Origin of the sequence: Clostridioides sp. ES-S-0001-03 (assembly GCF_020676075.1) — a bacterium.
Lineage (GTDB): Bacteria > Bacillota > Clostridia > Peptostreptococcales > Peptostreptococcaceae > Clostridioides.
In genome coordinates this window covers 64,066-83,676 of sequence record NZ_JACVWJ010000003.1, presented here as the reverse complement: position 1 = coordinate 83,676, position 19,611 = coordinate 64,066, and the positions used below count along the sequence as shown (strand labels likewise).

The window sequence follows — 19,611 nt, the reverse complement described above, 5'->3', positions numbered from 1 at the left end:
TAAAAAAAGCCCCCCTTTTAGATACAGGAGAACTAATAAAAAAATTGTATTTTTAAGAATTAATTACTCTATAAATTACAATATAGTTATAAGCTTGTGTTTTGAAGTTTATCCACATAATCAAGTATAGGATTTAGATACTTTTTATCACACCAATCAAAATCTTCTCCTAATAATAAAGGAGCTTCTATTGGATTAAAACCTTGACGTTGTTTTTTAGCTATTGACTTTTTAAGAAAACTACAAAGAGTGGTATCAAGCCATGACATTTTTGTTTCATTCCATTCGCCACGGCAGTAAAAACAAGGAATATTATTCAACTTATCCTTAAAATTAACTTCTCTCAGTTTTCTTATTACTGAATCATCATATGGAGATGCTCCTACACCAAAAACAACTAGATTTTTACCTGCTAATTTCTCATAGTGCTTTTTAAAAAAAGAAATTCCTGCTATATTACAAGCATAAAGACCTCCACCTAAAATAATTGTATCGTAATCTATAATCTTTTCTAGATTAACATCCTTAATTTCAAAAATATCACAAGCTAATGATTCTGAAAGCCATTTAGCATATTTTTTTGTTGAACCATACTTACTTTTATAAATTATCACTATATTTTTCATGTTAATTATCTCCTTAATCTTGATAATAACTATAATTAGTAACTAGTTACTTTATATTATAGTAATTAATTACTTTTGTGTCAATAATCTTATTTTTTATCATATATAATGAAGCGGTATAGCTTAGATAACTATACCGCTTTATACAAATTATAATTTATAATAATTTTCCAACTTAACTCCAAACTAACTACTTTAAATAAATTCTAGATTACAATACCTTTTAAAAAGTTTATTCTAAAACATACTTTTTATACTTGTTATATTCTATATTACTACATTCTACATCTAAAAGAGTTCCCTCTTCCATATATTCTGTATTTATGACACTTGTATTATTATTAAAATAAGAAGCTACATTTCCTTCACTGTATGGAATCAAAAGCTTACATCTTATATAATCTTTAAATATGCTATCACAAATGCATTTTACCATTTTGTCTATATTTATATTTTTTTTGGCTGAAACAAATATACCTTCCTTGCCTATATCATCTACAATATCATTTAATAATTCTTCATCAACTAAATCAATTTTATTGTAAATATTTATTATAGGGATATCATTTGCGCCAATTTGATTTAAAGTATCTACTGTTACTTTAATATGATTTTTATAGCTTGGATTTGAAACGTCAATAACATGTAATAACACATCTGCTTCGCACACTTCTTCTAATGTCGACCTAAATGCTTTTACTAAATCATGTGGTAGATTACTTACAAATCCAACTGTATCAGACAATAAAAATTCTTTATTATCTTGAAGAACTATGCTTCTAATAGAAGTTTCTAATGTCGCAAATAACATGTTTTTTTCAAATACTTTCTTTTCTTCAGAGTTTTTAAATATATCAACTAATTCATTCATTATTGAAGATTTTCCGGCATTTGTATATCCAACTAAAGCTACATTTGGAAGATTAGATTTTTTTCTCATATTTCTTTGAGTTTCTCGTTGGAATTTTAAATCATCTAATTCCCTATTTAGAGAAGTTATCTTTTCTTCTATTCTTCTACGGTCGAGCTCTAATTTCTTTTCACCAGAACCTCTATTTTTAGTACCTACTCCTCCACTTTGACGCCCTAAATTTTCATTTGAGCCTATAAGTCTTGGTAACATATATCTTAAACTTGCTACTTCCACTTGAAGCTTGGCTTCTCTAGTTTTTGCCCTTTGTGCAAATATATCAAGTATCAATGCTGTTCTATCTATAATTTCACAGTTTAATTTTTCTTCAAGGTTTTTAAGTTGTGATGTAGAAAGCTCATTATAAAACACAACTATATCTGCTTTTTCTTGTTTTATTATATTTAATAATTCTTCAACTTTACCTATACCAATATAATATGCTCTATTAACCTGCTTTGCATTTTGAGTTATACTTCCTACAACATCAATATTGCATGCAGAGCATAAGTTTTCAAGTTCAATCATTAGTTCGTTGAAATCCTCAGATTTACTATTTATGTTTAGTCCTACTATTATTCCTTTTTTTGCCATATCCATATTCTCCTTATATACTATTTTTTATTTAATATATAGCACGAGATTATGGCTCTATAATTAAATTCATTAAGAATTTGCTTGTTTAATTTTATTCTTAAATGATACTTCTAATTTAATATTATAATAACCATAATCGTACGTTATTTTCTTAATCTTATATAAAAAATCACTTTAAAACACCTCTCCTCAATTATATTATGTAGTTTTTTCAATAAAAAAACTCCTTATAAATCTAAGTAATACAAAACAATCTACTTACATTATAAGAAGGATTAAAATTCTAAATATATATTAAAAATATGTCAATTTAATTGACTCATATGTGATTATTATATTATATTTAACCCAATTCTTAAATTTAAGTAGTTTTTTACACAACTAATAAAAGTAACTAAAGTAGATAACTTTACATAATTGTTAACTATTAAAATTAAATTTTATTATTAATAAAATTTAAAGAATACGATTAAATATACATTTTGATAATCACCTCCAACATTTTCCTTATTATATATTATAACAAAATACATAACTTTGTAAATACATAAAAAAATAGATAAGATTATATCTTACAAAATATAATCTTATCTACATAGTTTATTCTATATTTCTCTTACAACGATACTCATATTTTAAAGTAAATTCTTACTACATTGCTTCATCTTCTTCAAATTGAGAATTGTAAAGATTAGCATAGAATCCACCTTTCTTTAGAAGTTCCTCATGGTTTCCTTGTTCAACTATATCTCCTTCATTCATAACAAGAATCATGTCAGCATCACGTATAGTTGATAATCTATGTGCTATAACAAAGCTTGTTCTACCTTCCATAAGATTATCCATAGCTTTTTGAATTAATACTTCTGTTCTAGTATCAACAGAACTTGTAGCTTCATCCAATATTAAGATTTTAGGGTCTGCTAAAATGGCACGAGCTATAGTCAATAATTGTTTTTGACCTTGAGAAACATTGCTTGCTTCTTCATTTAATTTCATGTTGTATCCATCTGGCAATGTTTTGATAAATCTATGAACATGTGCAGATTTAGCTGCTTCTATAACTTCTTCATCTGTAGCATTTAGTTTACCATATCTTATATTTTCCATAATTGAGCCACTAAATAACCATGTATCTTGAAGAACCATACCAAACATTTCTCTAAGCTCACTACGATTGAAATCTTTAATATTATGACCATCAATTAGTATTGAACCACTATTAACATCATAAAATCTCATTAAAAGCTTAACTATAGTAGTTTTACCTGCTCCTGTAGGTCCAACAATAGCAACTTTTTGACCAGGTTTAACATTTACTGAGAAATCATTTATTATAGTCTTATTTGAATTATATCCAAAATTAACATTTTCAAAATCAATCTTACCTTCTAAACCATCTATTGAAACTGCATTTTCAACAACTTGGTCTTCTTCTTCCTCTTCTAAAAACTCAAATACTCTTTCAGAAGCTGCTGCTGTTGACTGTAGTAAGTTAGCAACCTGTGCAATCTGAGTCATTGGTTGTGTAAAGTTTCTTACATATTGTATAAATGACTGTATATCTCCAACCTCAATTGTTTTCTTAATTGCAAGCCAACCTCCTAAGATTGATACCATTACATATCCTAAGTTTCCAATAAACATCATAAGTGGTTGCATTATCCCAGATAAAAATTGAGATTTCCATGCTGAATTATACAAACTATCATTTAATTTATCAAATTCATTAATTGCTTCTTCTTCACGATTAAATGCTTTTACTATTGTTTGACCACTATAAGTTTCCTCAACTTGACCATTTACATTCCCTAAATATTCTTGTTGGGATCTAAAGTATTTTTGTGATTTCTTTACTATTCTTGAAATTACAAACATTGATATTGGTAATATTAAAATTGCCACTAATGTCATAATACCACTTATAGATAACATCATTATCAAAACACCTATCATAGTTGTTACTGATGTTATAAGTTGTGTCATACTTTGATTTAAACTTTGGTTTAGAGTATCTATATCATTTGTAATTCTTGATAGTATTTCACCATGTGTTTTAGTGTCAAAATACTTCATTGGCAATCTATCCAATTTTACTGAAATCTCTTGTCTTAAATTATAAGATACTTTTTGAGAAATTCCACTCATTATGAATCCTTGTATAAAAGAGAATAGTGCACTTACCAAGTAAAGGCAAAGTAATAATGCTAAAATTTTTCCAATTGCGTCAAAATCTATACCTACATTGCCTCCAGAGACTTTGCTCACTAATCCTTCAAATATCTTTGTAGTCGCCTTACCTAAAATTTTTGGACCTACTATAGAAAACGATGCACTACCAATAGCAAATACAATTACCAAAATTATTGATATTTTAAATTTAGATAAGTATGCAATTAGTTTTCGCATGGTTCCTTTAAAGTCATTTGCTTTTTGTCCTGCTCCTATAGATTTTCCCATAGGACCTTTTCCCATTCTACTCATTAGCTAGCTCCTCCTTTGAAAGTTGTGATAAAGCTATTTGCTCATAAACTTCGCAATTTTTTAGAAGCTCTTTATGTGTTCCTATTCCAACTATTTTTCCTTCATTTAAAACAACTATTTGTTCTGCATGCAAGATGGTACTAATTCTTTGTGCAACTATTAATACTGTACTTTCAGCAGTTTTTGATTTTAAAGCTTTACGAAGAGCTGCATCAGTTTTTAAGTCAAGAGCCGAAAAACTGTCATCAAATATATAAACTTCTGGATTTTTTGCTATTGCTCTTGCAATAGAAAGTCTTTGTTTTTGACCTCCAGAGACATTTGTTCCACCTTGAGAAATTTCAGTTTTAAAAGCTTCTGGTTTAGAATCAATGAATTCTGTAGCTTGAGCTATTTCAGCTGCAGCTCTCATTTCTTCATCTGTTGCGTCTTTTCTGCCATATTTCAAGTTGGATTCTATGGTACCAGAGAACAATACTCCTTTTTGAGGTACATATCCAATTTTTTCTCTTAAATCATGTTGAGCAACATCTTTTATATTAACTCCACCAAGTAATATTTCTCCCTCAGTAACATCAAAGAAACGAGGAATTAAATTTATAAGAGTCGACTTACCACTACCAGTACTTCCTATAAATGCAGTTGTTTCTCCTGGTTTTGCTGTAAAGGATATATCTGTCAATATAGCTTCTTCTGCATCTGGATACATGAATGAAACATTTTTAAATTCAACAAGACCTTTTTTATCTTCTTTAAATTCTTGTACTTTTGATTTTTCTGGGTCTTTGATACTTATATCTGATACCAACACTTCATCTATACGTGTAGCTGAAACAGATGCTCTTGGAAGCATAATAGATATCATTGATATCATCAAGAATGACATTATTATCTGCATTGTATATTGTATAAATGCCATCATATCTCCAACTTGCATTGCTCCAGAATCAACACTATATGCACCTCTCCAAACTATAAGAACTGTAATAAGGTTCATTATAAGCATCATAGCAGGCATCATACATGTCATAACTCTATTTACAAAAAGATTTGTTTTAGTTAAATTTTTATTTGCTTCATCGAATCTTTTTTCTTCATGTTTTTCAGTACTAAAAGCTCTTATAACTGGAATACCTGTAATTATCTCACGGCTTACTAAGTTTAACTTATCGACAAGCTTTTGAACCAATTTAAACTTAGGCATAACAACTGAGAATAATACAATTATTAAAGATAAAATGGCTACTACTGCAACTGCTATAATCCAAGCCATTGAAGTATTAGTATTTAAAACTTTTATTATTCCACCTATAGCCATTATTGGAGCATAAAAAACTATTCTAAGTAGCATAACCATCAACATTTGTATCTGTTGAATATCATTTGTACTACGAGTGATTAATGATGCTGTAGAAAACTCATTCATTTCACTATTTGAAAATGACATAACTTTTCTAAAAACTCCACTTCTTAAATTTCTTCCTACGCTTGCTGCTACTCTTGCTGCTAAAAATCCAACTGTAATTGTAGCTATCATACTAATCATAGCTATACCAAGCATTTTTGCACCAGTAAGTAATATATAATTATTTTGCATATTTTCTGTATCAATACCTATGTTTTCATATTCTGCTTTTACATATGATACTGAACTTTGTGTTATCATACTTTCTGGCATACTTTCAAAGCTTTTGCTCATCTCTTTAGTTAATTTGTCTAATTGTTCTGTTGGCATCATTGATAACACTTTAAATATATCAACTTCTTCACCTTGAGTCCCTTGTGTAGGAAGTTGACTCATTATCTGAGATTTCATTGCTTTTACTTCCTTACTGTCCCCCTCAAGCCCTGATACAATTAAAATAGATTTACCAAAAATAGTATTTAACTCCTCTATAGTATCCTTGTTTTTAGTATTTAACTCATAAAGAGATTCGTCTTTTAAATTTGGATACTTCTCTTTATACTTGCTGTAATCTTCCTTATTCAATAAAGTATAATTGTCTAATATTTTATCCTTATTATCTTTATCCATAAACAAAGTAATCTTATCTAATTCACTTTTTCTAATTATAGATGGAACAGAGTTTTCTACTCCACCTTGCTGTATCCCTATATTTACTATATTAGATGTATATTTTGGTAAAGAAAGGTCACATACTGCTTGAACTACCAATAAGCATACTATTATTACTATTGATAAGGCTGACTTCTTTAAATATTTAATTAATTTAAACATACACTTCTTCCCTTCTGTAATATTAATTAGTCTGATAGCATTAAATTGAAAAACATTGTTTTAAACTTTAGAAATATTTTTCATGCTCATGTTTATGACATCCTGCTTTTAAATTGTCTCTAACTTGCATTAGAAGTCTTCTAAGTACTATTTTTTCTTCTTCACTAAATCCTAAAAAGATTTCTCTTTCTAATTCTTTGTTAAATTCCTCAACTTTCTTACATACTTCTAGGCCTTTATCTGTTAAAAAAATTCTAGAAATTCTTTGGTCTTTTTCATCTTGTTTTCTTTCTACAAGCCCAGTTTTTTCCATTCTTTTTATCATAACTGTCGTTGTAGATGCTTTTACTTTTCTTTTATCTGCTAATTCTTTTTGACTTTGACCATTTTTCATCCTAAGAGAAAAAAGTATTTGTGGCTGACCCTGGTACAAGCCTAATTTATCAAAATAAAAATGAGTTCTTATAAAATATATTCGCATCAATTGCAAGAAAACATCATTTAATTTTTCTTCAGAATTGCTATTCATACTTACCCTCCTTATTTTTATATTACTTAGTCGGCTAATGATTATTTTACTATAACAGCTATCTTTTTTCAATATATTTATAAAAAATTCATATAAATTTCATTTATTAAATATTTTTCTATTGATTAGTTATGATTTTAATAGCTAATAATAAGTTTTTTAATTAGCTAACTACTTATATTTTTCATTGAAACCTTAAGATAAACCTCTTCATAAATTTATCAATTAAAAAAGGTTGTTTCAAAATAAAATAAATTTTGAAACAACCTCTTATTTAATAATATATTACTTATATACTATAAAAATATATTATTTATCCTCATATCCATTTACAACAACATCTATTTTTCCAGTTTCTGGCGATATAATCAACCCATGCACAACAATTCCCTCTGGAATTAAAGGATGATTTTTTATTAAATTAATACTATCTTTTACAGAATCCTCTGCTGAATCAAATCCATGTAACCATTGTTTTGTATCAATTCCTGCACTACGAAGTGTAAGTATTACATCATTTGATATTCCTCTATCTAAGATTTTATTTAGTAATTTATCCGTATCCACATTGCACATACCACATCCATGATGTCCTACAACCATAACTTCATCCACATCAAATTCATAAATTGCAACTAAAATACTTCTCATAATACTTCCAAATGGATGCATTATAGTAGCACCTGCATTTTTTATCAGTTTAACATCTCCATTTTTAAGATTCATGGCTTTAGGTAAAAGTTCAGTTAATCTTGTATCCATACATGATAGGACTACTATTTTTTTATTTGGATGTTTTGAGGTTGCATACTGTTCATATTCTTTATTTTTTACAAATGATTTATTGTACTCTAATATCTCTTCAAGTCTTCGCATATGTAATCTCACTCTCTATAAAAATTTTTTATATTATTATATCACTATTGGACTACAATATATACATATATAATTTAATTTATATTTATCATCTATTTTTATAAAATTATTATTTTTCCATAATTTCACATATTAGTTATATTAGTAAAGACTCTTATAATAATCTTTTAATAATCAAAATTAGAATTATATATTTTTGTTATTTAATTAAATAATTCTTTTAAAACTTTATTACCTAAATTTAATCCTATTATAGTTACTTTTCCATCCTTAACTCCGCTATATTTAAAAACATTAGTTTTGCCAGAAGAATAGCTAAATTCTAAATATACATCAAATGAATTTACAAAACCTTATGCCTTTAATATTTTTTTAATGAGTGTAGTTTTTCCTACTCCTAAAAAACCTGAAACAACATCAACCTTTATCATATATACTCAAGTCTTTTAAACTAATTAATACTTTTATGTAATATGCATAGTATTGAATTTAGTTCTTCAACTGACATTTGACCTGGTGCAGAAACCTTTTTAACTGCTCCAAAAGTCAATGCTGAGCCAAATATTTCCCCACACAAACGACTTATAACTCCCATTCCTGCCATAGACATAGTTATTATTGGTCTATCTGCATAAACTTGAACCATTTCATTTGTAGCTGTAAGCAACACTAGAACATCTCTTTCATTTTTTGGCATAACAGCTATTTTAGGTAAGTCTGCTCCTAGTTTTTGCATTTTGCATAAACGAGATATAATCTCTTCTTTTTTGGGAGTTTTATTAAAATCATGATTCGACATGACTACTTTCACTTCTTTTTCATGAGCAAACTCGACTATTTCATTTACAATTTCATCTCCCATAAATAGCTCTACATCTATTAAGTCTATTAATCCTGTATTAGAGATTTCCTTATTTAAAATAGTATAATAATCTTTTGATATTAATTTTTGTCCACCTTCTTTTATACTTCTAAATGTAAATAATAGAGGTGTATCTGGTATATATTTTCTTAATTCATTAATAACTTCTTTAACTTGTTGAATATTTTCTACATTCTCAAAGAAATCAACACGCCATTCTACAACATCCAAACAAATTTCCTTTAAGTCATTAACTTCTTCAATAATTTCTTCTTTAGTTTTTCCAACTATTGGTACACAGATTTTAGGTATACCTTCTCCTATTCTAATATTTTTTACTTGTACTATATTATTCATATTTCTCCTCCACACATATAGAAGTTTTATCAGATTTTATATTCTTTACATCACAATATTATTATATCGTAAAAATACTATAAGTCATAACAATACTAATTCTACAGTAGTACTTCATTTTATATACTTACATTTAATTTTTTTACACTCTTTCTTGTAATTTCATTATATTACTTAATTATTATTAATAAAATACATATTATTCTTAATATTGATAGAATTAATCTATGAATTATGGTATAATATGGTATAATTTTGTAGAAATAACCCGAATTTTATTACTTATGAAGGGATTGAATATCAATGAACCTAAATCATTTGCATTACTTTAGAGTTTTAGCCAAAGTTGAGCACTATACAAAAGCAGCTACACAATTGTCTATAACTCAACCAAGCTTAAGTCATGCTATATCTGCTCTTGAAAAAGAACTGGGAACTTTTTTATTTGAAAAACAAGGTAGAAATGTTCGTTTAACTAAATATGGTAAATTTTTTTTAACTTATGTTGATAAAGCATTGAGTGAATTAGAAAGAGGAGAAAAAAAGCTTAGAGAATATACGAGTATATCAAAAGGTGTCATAGACTTAGGATTTATTTATACATTGGGAGCTTACTTCATTCCAGATATACTTGGTAAGTTTTTAGAAAAAGAGTCAAATAAAAATATTTCATTTTCATTTGGTCAAGGTACTACTAAAAAGATTATCCAAAGTTTAAAAGATGAAAAATTTGATTTAGCATTTTGCTCTTTTGTTCCAAATGAACCCAACATAGATTTTACAGCTATACTTCAGGAAGAATTGGTTGTAATAGTGCCATATAACCATCCTTTAGCCTCAAATGAAAGTGTAGACTTAAAGGATACAAAGGATTATCCTTTTATATTTTTCAGTGAAGATAGTGGAGTTAGACCAATTATTGATAAGCTCTTTGAAAAAGTTGATGTAAAACCACAAATTGTATGTGAAACAGAAGAAGATACAGCTGTCGCAGGTTTAGTTTCTATTAACTATGGTATAGCAGTTGTTCCAAATATTTTTGCTCTTAAATATTTTAATGTAAAGGTTTTATCAATAACAAATCCTATACATGAAAGATACATATATTTAGCTACAATGAAAAATAAATATTTAACTCCTGCTGTTAATAGTTTTAGAAACTTTGTTATTAATTATAGTAAAAACAATAATCTAATTGATAAAATGGAATAAGAACAAGTTAAAAAGGGATTGTTTCAGAGTAAATACTCTGTGTACAATCCCAGACACATTTTAAAATTTATTAAAGTTTATTAGAAATAATCTGAGAAATATGGATTTTCACGTTCAATAAGATTTTCTAATAAATCTACTATTTCTTTATCACAAATAATTCTTTTTATTCTATGAAGATAAGTTGGTCTTTTATAACTAAGCAACATAGTTGTAAGTGTTTGTATATCAAGCTTCAAATCATACTTATCACCACCAGAGGTTAGTATACCTTTACCTTCTTTAGAAACACTTAGTGTAAATACTCCTGTATTCCAATCTAATAAAGGGTCTTTTAATTGAAATACTAACTTTACTTCATTTTCTTGTTCTTTAAATGGATACTGATTTATAAATTGTTCTATATCAACAATTCTACCCATAAAGTATGGTTTTATATTTTCTTCTATGTCTCCATCTTCAAGTAAAAATGCCAATGGTTCATCTGTATATGTATTTCCAACCACTTTATTTATCATTGAAAAGTGAGCACTTATAAAATTCCATAATCCTGCACGTGCCTCTTCTTCTACAAATACCATTTCTTTAATATAGAATATTTCATCAGAAATCCAATATAACACATAACCTTGTGCTTCATGGTTTTTATCATAATAAATTGCACATGTTAAGTCATCTAAATCCCAACGCCAGTATTCTTCCCATGCCAACTCACTTCTAATCATAGATGCATGGCTCTTTTTAGAAAATCGTTCATAAACATTTCTGACATCTTCGTGTTCTATACTTACACGCTCAACTTCTCCTGATACCGCTTTAGGTTTCGGCAACTGAGTATCTTTAATTTCAAAAGATATCTTATCTGATATTATTTCCCATCCCTTACGACGATAATATGGAATTGAGTATGGAAATAAATAAGATATAGATTGCTTTCTTTCTCTCATATCTGTTAATGCTTGTCGCATCAATTTATCCATAAGACCTAAATTAGAATATTCAGGATATGTTCCAACACCAGTAAGACCACCCATATCGTATTCTTGACCAAATATATTGATTTTAAATGGATAAACAGCTATTTGAGATACTAGTTTATCCTCATCAAACCAACCAAATACATCTGCTTGTCTTAATACAGGTAGTTTAGCAAGAGTTATTTCTCTTTCCTCCCAACCTACTTGTTGTAAATCATGGTTTGTCACTTGAAATACATAACGTAACAATTGATTGAATTGTTGCAAATGCTTAGTTTCTACTTTCTTCATTTCGAGTCTCTCTAGTCGACTCATAATAAAACCTCCTAAAAATAAATACATATAAATACTATCTATTTATATAATATAGATAATAAATTTACATAAATACTACATAAATATTTATATAAACATAATTTTATCATACCCAATATATTCTAGTCAAATCACTGTTGAAAATTAAAGTTTAATTCAATAATAGCATTATTTAACTTAATAAAAAATGATTTATATTTAGTATATCTTAAATACTTGTAATTTTTTATCACTTTGATATAATCAAATAAATAGACAATTGTAATAAAATACAATTTAGTTAAAAATATTTTATTTAAAATAAAATAATAAACTATGAATAAATAAGTAATATATAAGGAGTGATTCTGTGAAGAGATGCATTGTAATAATGGGATAGTCAGGAAAACAACATAATATAAAGGAGAGATTTAAACATGACTATTCCAAATTCAGATAAAATATATCCAAGAAGTAATGATTATCAAACTATATATCTTAAAAATGTGATTACAAGAGACAATATAAAAGTTGGAGACTATACAATATATAACGATTTTTATAATGACCCAAGGGATTTTGAAAAAAATAATGTACTATATCAGTATCCTATAAACAATGATAAATTAATAATCGGAAAATTTTGTTCAATTGCATGTAATGTAAAATTTTTAATGACTAGTGGAAACCACACTGTGAAATCACTCTCTACTTATACATTTCCAATCTTTTATGAAGAATGGGATTTAGACATAAATCATATAACAGATGCTTGGGATAATAAGGGTGATATTGTAATTGGAAATGATGTATGGATAGGCTATGATGCTGTAATTATGCCAGGTGTAAAAATTGGTGATGGAGCAATTATTGGAACAAGAGCTGTAGTTACTAATAATGTCCCTCCATATTCTACTGTTGGAGGAATACCTGCAAAAATTATAAAGAAAAGATTTAATGATGATATAATTTCAAAATTATTAAAAATTAAGTGGTGGGATTGGTCATATGAAAAAATCCAATCAAGTATTCAACACATTCAATCAGGAGCTATTGATAGATTAGTTTAATATTTTATGACTAATTTATCTTAAAACGAGATTTAGGGGAAATCTTTTTAGGAATTCCCTTAAATCTACTATATTGCCAATAGTCCTACTTGATATAATTAAAATTAAAAATAGTACTAAGGTTATAAAACAAAAATAAATTAACTTTTCTAAAATTACTTTACTTTTATTATTTATTCTCTACAAGAGATTCGAATTTTCTAAAATCATATCTATTATTTATTATCATAAAAGATTTAACTTTTCTAAAGTTGTTATTATATTTCTTCCTTCTCTAACTCCATCGATTATTCTTCTAGCTATTTTACTATCTCCTATATTTAGAACTTCCACATTTTTAGCTTCAAAATATTTCTTTAAATTATTCAAAATTGGATTATTAGATTTCATTCCTAAACATATAAATCCATAATCAAAATTTAGCAAGAACTCTTCTTCATTCTTCTTAACTTTAAAATTATCATCCTCAACTTCCAATAATGCTGTATTTGTATAAACATCAACATTGTAATCTTTTAACATCTTCATCATTGTCACCTTTGTTATAGGGTCTAAATCTTTGCCCACAACTGGTAACATCTCAACTATAGAAGTTTTAGCCTTATTTTCTGAGAAAAATTCTACAACATCTAATCCAACAGCTCCACCACCCACAACAACTACTTTCTTATTTTCTAAGTCTTTTGTTTTAAAATATTCTATATCATTAAATAGCTTAAATATTGAACTCACCTTTCCATTTTCTTGGTCTATCCTATTCATCAAACCAGTTATTGGTGGAAGTAATGGTTTTGAACCTGTAGCGTTTATAATTATATCAGGTTTTAAATTTTCTATAAATTTAATATCAGCCTTTGTATTTTTAAAAACAATTAAATTTTTTAATTTATTAACTCTCTGTTTTAAATACTTTGGAAAATCATTTATTCTACTTTTATCTGGAAAAGTTGATATTGTCTCAGCAAGCCCTCCTATATCTTCTTTTTCTTCTAATAAAAATACATTACAGCCCACCTCTGCTGCTGTGGCTGCGGCTTCGAGACCAGCCGTTCCTCCACCTATAACAACCACATTTGTTGTCTTATTTACTTTTCTTTGTTTATATTCTTCTCCATTTATTAAGTCTGGATTTACTGTACATCTTATAGGTCTATTTGCTCCAATTCTATTACCTGCACATCCTATATTACATGAAATACACTTTCTTATTGAATCTTCTTTTCCATTTTCTACCTTTTCAGCCCAATTAGGGTCAGCTATAAGGCCTCTTCCCATACCTATAAAATCCGCTTCATTATTTTCAAGTATTTTTGATGCTATCTCTGGATTCCTTATATTTCCAGTTATTATTGTTGTTTTTCCAAATCTTTTTTTAACTGCTTTAGACATATATGAACGCCACCCATCTTCTAATGTCATTGTATCGATTTGAAATTGTATAGAATCATTTAATGCTGCTGATACATTATATATATCTACTTCTTCATTTAAATATTCAAGAAGCTTTAAAGTATCATCTAAAGTATTTCCTCCCTCTATAAATTCATCAGCACTTATCCTTAAAGATATAGGAAATAAGGCTCCTACTTCGTCTCTAACTTTATCAATTACTAGTTTTGCAAATCTCGCTCTATTTTCAAGACTTCCACCAAATTCATCTGTACGCTTATTGTAAATTGGGGATAAAAATTGACTTATTAGATATGAGTGTCCAGCGTGTATCTCTATAGCATCAAAACCAGCTATTTGAGCTCTTTTTGCTGCCTTTCCATATTTTTTAGCTATATCTAGTATTTCTGCTTTCTTTAATTCTCTTGGTATTGTTCCTCCATTTTTTGAGGGTATGTTCGAAGAAGATACTGGAGTTAATCCATTTATTCTATCTGGCATAGCTGAAGCACCTGAATGATTAATTTGTATAGCTACACATGCACCATGTTTATGTAGACTCTCAGTTAACTTATATAAAGCAGGTATGTATCTGTCATGGTCTATTCTTATTTGTGTAGTTCCATTAGAACCTAAAGGAAAATCTACACAAGCATTTTCTACAATTATAAGTCCAGTTCCACCTTTAGCTCTTTGTTCATAATATTTAATGTGTTCATCTTTAAATTCTCCACTTTCTCCACCAAAGTTTGTTCCCATTGGTGGCATAACTATTCTATTTTTTACATTCATCCTTTTTATAGTTAATGGTTCAAAGATATTTTGATATATTTTCATTTCTATTCCTCCACACGTTTTTATGTTTATAGTTTTTGTGTTTTAAATTTATGTCTCTATTATAATGCGTAGAAATCTATTAAACCAGTGCATATTTTTATCATTATTGATAGATTTTTTCTATAATTTTATGATTATGTTTCTTAACAAAAAAAATCATGCTACATTAATAGTGATACACTATTAATGTAGCATGATTACTTAAACTCTAGATAATTTTAATATTTTACATCTACACATATATATTAAGAATAGCTAAATTTTACAGTCTTCTATACTCTTCTCTTTTTAATTTTAAGTTACTTAGATAATAATCTATCTCATCAATTAGACGTTGTTTATCCTCAGGTAATATTCCTTTTAGGTTAACATAATTTGAGGCATGATTACTTCTAAATACGACTTTTTCATTGGTATCTATATTTTTTATCATTTCTTTAATTTCTTGTAGCACAGCTTTATCTTCCAATACTGTAAATTCACCTGATTGAAGCAAATCGTAAAGTTCAGTATTAGGTTCTACCATTAAACTCAATACACCTACATAATCTGGTGAAATTGCTCCTAGCATTTTTCCTGTATCAACTCCATGTTGATTCGTTTTTTTAGTTCCTCCAAGACCTGCTATTACAGTAGCTGATAATTTAATACCATTTTGCTTAACTTTTCTACCAACTTTTATAAGTTGTTCACTATTAAATCCCTTTTTAATATCTTCTAATACCTCATCATTTCCACTCTCAAGCCCTAGATAAATCATCTTAACACCAAGTTTTTTTAACTCTTTAAGTTCATCATCAGTTTTTTTCTCTATAGACTTAGGAGAGCCATATAGAGTAATTCTTTCACACTCTGGAAAAACTTCTTTTATATACAATATTATATCTCTTAGTTTTTCCATTGGTATTATCAATGCGTCTCCATCTGCTAAAAATATTCTGTCTACATTTTTATAATGTCTTCTAAATATATCAATTTCATTTTTTATTACTTCTAATGGTTTTATTTTAAATTTCTTTGATTTGTACATACTACAAAATGTACATTTATTATGAGAACATCCTAGTGTAACTTGTATTATAAGACTATAAGCCTCACTTGGCGGTCTATAAAGTGGCATATCATATTCCATATTAAAATCCCCCTTTTAATCAACTCTTAATTTTATTATATTAATAATATTTACTTAAAATAATACTTTATATATATTATAAACTTCAAGCTTTTGTTTAAGATATATTATTTAAAAATTTAATAATACTATTTGCAGTAATCTTAAGCTGTTTTTCTTGACTTATAATAGCATCATTGTCTCCCTTTTGTTTTCCATAATCTCCAAATTGTGCATGATTTCCCCCTTCAATTTCAACATAAGTTGTATCATCAGGAAGTTTTTCTTTTGCTTCTATAAGATTTTTAAAATTAACTACTCCATCTTTACTTCCCCATATAGATATAACCTTTTTACCTAGCTGTTTTAGTTCATTGCCCATTGGATAGGAAGATAAAAACACAACTCCATCAATTAATTTATTGTCACGTGCAAAATTAGATGCAACAACTCCACCCAATGAGTGACCTCCTATTACCCAATGTTCTATATTATTGTAAGAATCCATAATTTTCTGTGCTTTATTAGTTCCAAGTATAGCTAGATTAAGTGGCATTTTTGCAATTACCACTTCATATCCACTTTCTGCTATTTTTCTTGCAAGTGGTGCATATGATTCAATTTCTACTTTAGCTCCTGGATAAAAAATTAGACCTTTAGAAACTTTTCTACCCTTCGGTGTAAATGAAATATTTTCATTTATGGTTACCTCAACTTTACTATTGCTAACTAATGCTTCTTTTGCTAGTTTTTGAGGTTCATATGTTTTGTTTATCCATATGAAAAAACTAAGCAGAATCAATACAAACAGTATACCTATTCCCATGAATATTTTCTTTTTTATATTAAATTTTCTATTATCATTTTTATCATCTTCGTTTTCAACCTCATCATAAAGTAAAGGTCTTTCAAGTTCCATAGTTATACTAAATGTATCATATTTCTTATTGCGCTTTACCTTTACATCTTTACTCATAAATCTAACCCCCATAATATTTGAATACTATTATAGTTTATCCTAAGTAAATTATTTTTTCAACCAATGAAAAAAATCAATATTTTAACCTTTTTCACACAAAATTCATAAATATATGGTTTTTGTTTTTAATATACTATTTTCTGTTAACATTGTATAAAAGAAAAAGTCATATACTTTATTTTAAAGCTATGACTTTTTATATAATTTAATTAGATTAGAAAACTATGCAACTTCTTGCACTAACATTTTACTGATATTACTTATTCTATACATTTCTTTTACACCATTTAAGGTTTGAAGTAAATTTAGACAAATTATTTTATCACCTAAACTTACTGTACTTTCAATACTATCTAAAATTACACTTCTTCCTTCATCATATTTATCAGCATCATAATTTGAAATATAACTAGTATCTCTCAATATTCTTTCTACATCTTCATCTCTAATATTATTCTTTTTGACATTTATATATAAATTGTACATATTACTTATTAGTAATTGTTGATTTTCTAAGAAATCATCTTGATGTTCATCTTTGTATATAGTATTTATCAGCATAAGTCTATCTTCAATAAGTGATGGCACTAATAATAGATTCTTTATATAATGAACATTGGTTGAATTTTCAATAGATTTATTAACTTCATTAATTATATTTTTAACTATACCTTTATACACATCTATAACATGCTGATACCCCATTTTTGCATCATATGGTAAAACAAATTTATTTATTATTAATGCAATAATTGCACCTAATACTACATATGAAATTCTACTCATAGTTAAAACATTAGGGTCTCCCATAACTGCTGCCGAACCAAGGGCTGAAACAGTTACACACACTATCAGTTTTCTATAATCAACTACATATGAGTTTATGTATCCTGCTAAAAGTACTATTAATGACCTTAATGTATTATCTTTTATTATTGAAAATGAAACAATAAATATTACCGCTCCTACTAGTGTACCTTCTATTCTTTTTCTGGATTTCTGCAAACAGTTCTCTGCATAAGGTTGCGTTAATGAAAACACAGTTAACATTATCCATCTTCCATCTTTTAAGTGAAAATAATCCATAATAAAACCTGAGATTGCTGCAGCCAAAGCGATTTTTATTGCATAAGAAAATCTTATAGATTTTAAATTAAAATGTTGTTTATATATTGATATTCTTTTAAATTCACGTGGTATCTTTATTTTTCTTTCAACTCTTTTTTCCTCTTTTGATTTTACCTTTTTGTACTCTAATAAAAATTCATATAGATTTTCTAAAGCACTATAAATTTCTTTCAAATTTATATTTTTAGTATCTTGAGCGACAACATAATCTCTAAATCCAAGTATTTCTTTATCAGTTATCTTATCTTTATTTTCTAAGCACATCTTGATATAATTTACTTCTTTAGATACTACAACTAAAACATCTTCTTTACTATTTGTACTACTTTCTTTTAGCATATTTTTTATGTCTTCATCCTCAAATTCCTTAGTATCTATTTTATATCTATCTAAGATTAAACTTATTCTTTCTAATGAAAATAAGATATTTATTATATCCATTCCTTTAATACTAATAAAAAAATCATCTTTTCTATTATCAAATATAACCATTTTAAGACCTTTTGATATAGAATTTATTGTGTAATTACAACTATCTATTTTTCTCATATTAGACTTATTTACAGAATTATCACTGTTAATAATATTTTTTAAAAGATTTATTTTTTCCAACAACTCATCACATATAGATATTAATTCTTTGTCACCAATTTTTTTCATTCTATTTCTATTCATAACAAATTGAGCAATCATTATGACAAGTGAACCACTAGCTAAAGCCGATAATCTTATAGGAAATTCGCTTAATCCTACAGGTATACTTATCATAAATATATACATAAGACCAAAAGGTACATATACAGCCCTTTTCAAGTCATAACTAAATAAATATCCTATTATAAATAATGCTATAAAATTTAATAAAATTCCTAAATACATATTTTGTACTGCAAAAAACGATAATACTCCTAATGTTACGTTTATTATCAAGTATTTCAGTAAATTTTTAATTGGAGAAATAGTTAAATCCCTTTCCAAAAGCATTAGCATAGCTGTTACTATAGCCACACCTATAAGTGTATTTTTACTTCCAAATAAAGCTATAAATGCAGATATAAATGCTATTATAAAAATAAACAATTTAGTTTTTGATATTATTAATTTTTTTGTCATCAAATACCTCCTTAAAAATTT

At 27.2% G+C, this 19,611-nt stretch carries 15 protein-coding genes; 2 read left to right on the top strand and 13 right to left on the bottom strand.

Features of this window, described 5'->3' with window-relative positions:
* Positions 1-86: 86 nt before the first annotated feature.
* The 8 genes from IC174_RS06920 to aroD all read right to left on the bottom strand — a co-directional run bounded on the left by IC174_RS06920 (position 87) and on the right by aroD (position 9,480).
* Positions 87-626, bottom strand: a complete 540-nt coding sequence (locus IC174_RS06920; RefSeq protein WP_227434879.1) for a flavodoxin domain-containing protein — start codon at positions 624-626, stop codon at positions 87-89.
* A 232-nt stretch (positions 627-858) separates the two neighbouring features.
* Positions 859-2,130 (bottom strand): GTPase HflX, encoded by a 1,272-nt coding sequence (hflX, locus tag IC174_RS06915; RefSeq protein WP_413926913.1) that lies wholly within the window; start codon positions 2,128-2,130, stop codon positions 859-861.
* 654 nt (positions 2,131-2,784) lie between these two features.
* Entirely contained in the window at positions 2,785-4,617 is a 1,833-nt protein-coding gene (locus IC174_RS06910; protein ID WP_227434881.1) for an ABC transporter ATP-binding protein, read from the bottom strand.
* Positions 4,610-6,856: an ABC transporter ATP-binding protein gene (locus IC174_RS06905; protein WP_227482500.1), complete on the bottom strand. Its 2,247-nt coding sequence runs from the start codon at positions 6,854-6,856 to the stop codon at positions 4,610-4,612. Before IC174_RS06905 ends, IC174_RS06910 begins: the two co-directional genes overlap by 8 nt.
* A 67-nt stretch (positions 6,857-6,923) precedes the next feature.
* Entirely contained in the window at positions 6,924-7,385 is a 462-nt protein-coding gene (locus IC174_RS06900; RefSeq protein ID WP_227434883.1) for a MarR family winged helix-turn-helix transcriptional regulator, read from the bottom strand.
* 309 nt (positions 7,386-7,694) lie between these two features.
* Positions 7,695-8,261, bottom strand: a complete 567-nt coding sequence (locus IC174_RS06895) for a beta-class carbonic anhydrase (protein WP_227434884.1) — start codon at positions 8,259-8,261, stop codon at positions 7,695-7,697.
* A gap of 353 nt (positions 8,262-8,614) precedes the next feature.
* Positions 8,615-8,692: a GTP-binding protein gene (locus tag IC174_RS21365; RefSeq protein WP_227434955.1), complete on the bottom strand. Its 78-nt coding sequence runs from the start codon at positions 8,690-8,692 to the stop codon at positions 8,615-8,617.
* 20 nt (positions 8,693-8,712) lie between these two features.
* Positions 8,713-9,480, bottom strand: a complete 768-nt coding sequence (gene aroD / locus IC174_RS06885) for a type I 3-dehydroquinate dehydratase (RefSeq protein ID WP_227482499.1) — start codon at positions 9,478-9,480, stop codon at positions 8,713-8,715.
* Positions 9,481-9,783: 303 nt separating this feature from the next.
* Here aroD and IC174_RS06880 point away from each other — a divergent pair, with 303 nt between their 5' ends.
* Positions 9,784-10,692 carry a LysR family transcriptional regulator gene (locus IC174_RS06880; protein ID WP_227434891.1) on the top strand — a complete coding sequence of 303 codons (909 nt, stop codon included), beginning with the start codon at positions 9,784-9,786 and terminating at the stop codon, positions 10,690-10,692.
* Positions 10,693-10,772: 80 nt separating this feature from the next.
* On the opposite strand, the gene eis is transcribed toward IC174_RS06880, so the two are convergent.
* Positions 10,773-11,984, bottom strand: coding sequence for a GNAT family N-acetyltransferase (gene eis / locus IC174_RS06875; RefSeq protein WP_227482498.1), 1,212 nt, complete (start codon positions 11,982-11,984; stop codon positions 10,773-10,775).
* Between the two features lie 416 nt (positions 11,985-12,400).
* Here eis and IC174_RS06870 point away from each other — a divergent pair, with 416 nt between their 5' ends.
* Positions 12,401-13,033 (top strand): CatB-related O-acetyltransferase, encoded by a 633-nt coding sequence (locus IC174_RS06870; RefSeq protein ID WP_227482497.1) that lies wholly within the window; start codon positions 12,401-12,403, stop codon positions 13,031-13,033.
* 225 nt (positions 13,034-13,258) lie between these two features.
* Here IC174_RS06870 and IC174_RS06865 read toward each other — a convergent pair whose 3' ends face one another.
* The 4 genes from IC174_RS06865 to IC174_RS06850 form a co-directional block, all read right to left on the bottom strand.
* Positions 13,259-15,259 carry an FAD-dependent oxidoreductase gene (locus IC174_RS06865; RefSeq protein WP_227482496.1) on the bottom strand — a complete coding sequence of 667 codons (2,001 nt, stop codon included), beginning with the start codon at positions 15,257-15,259 and terminating at the stop codon, positions 13,259-13,261.
* Positions 15,260-15,521: 262 nt separating this feature from the next.
* Positions 15,522-16,391, bottom strand: coding sequence for a radical SAM protein (locus tag IC174_RS06860; RefSeq protein WP_227434897.1), 870 nt, complete (start codon positions 16,389-16,391; stop codon positions 15,522-15,524).
* Between the two features lie 97 nt (positions 16,392-16,488).
* Positions 16,489-17,346 (bottom strand): alpha/beta hydrolase, encoded by an 858-nt coding sequence (locus IC174_RS06855; RefSeq protein WP_227434899.1) that lies wholly within the window; start codon positions 17,344-17,346, stop codon positions 16,489-16,491.
* Positions 17,347-17,571: 225 nt separating this feature from the next.
* Positions 17,572-19,590 carry an FUSC family protein gene (locus IC174_RS06850; RefSeq protein WP_227434900.1) on the bottom strand — a complete coding sequence of 673 codons (2,019 nt, stop codon included), beginning with the start codon at positions 19,588-19,590 and terminating at the stop codon, positions 17,572-17,574.
* Between the last annotated feature and the right edge of the window lie 21 nt (positions 19,591-19,611).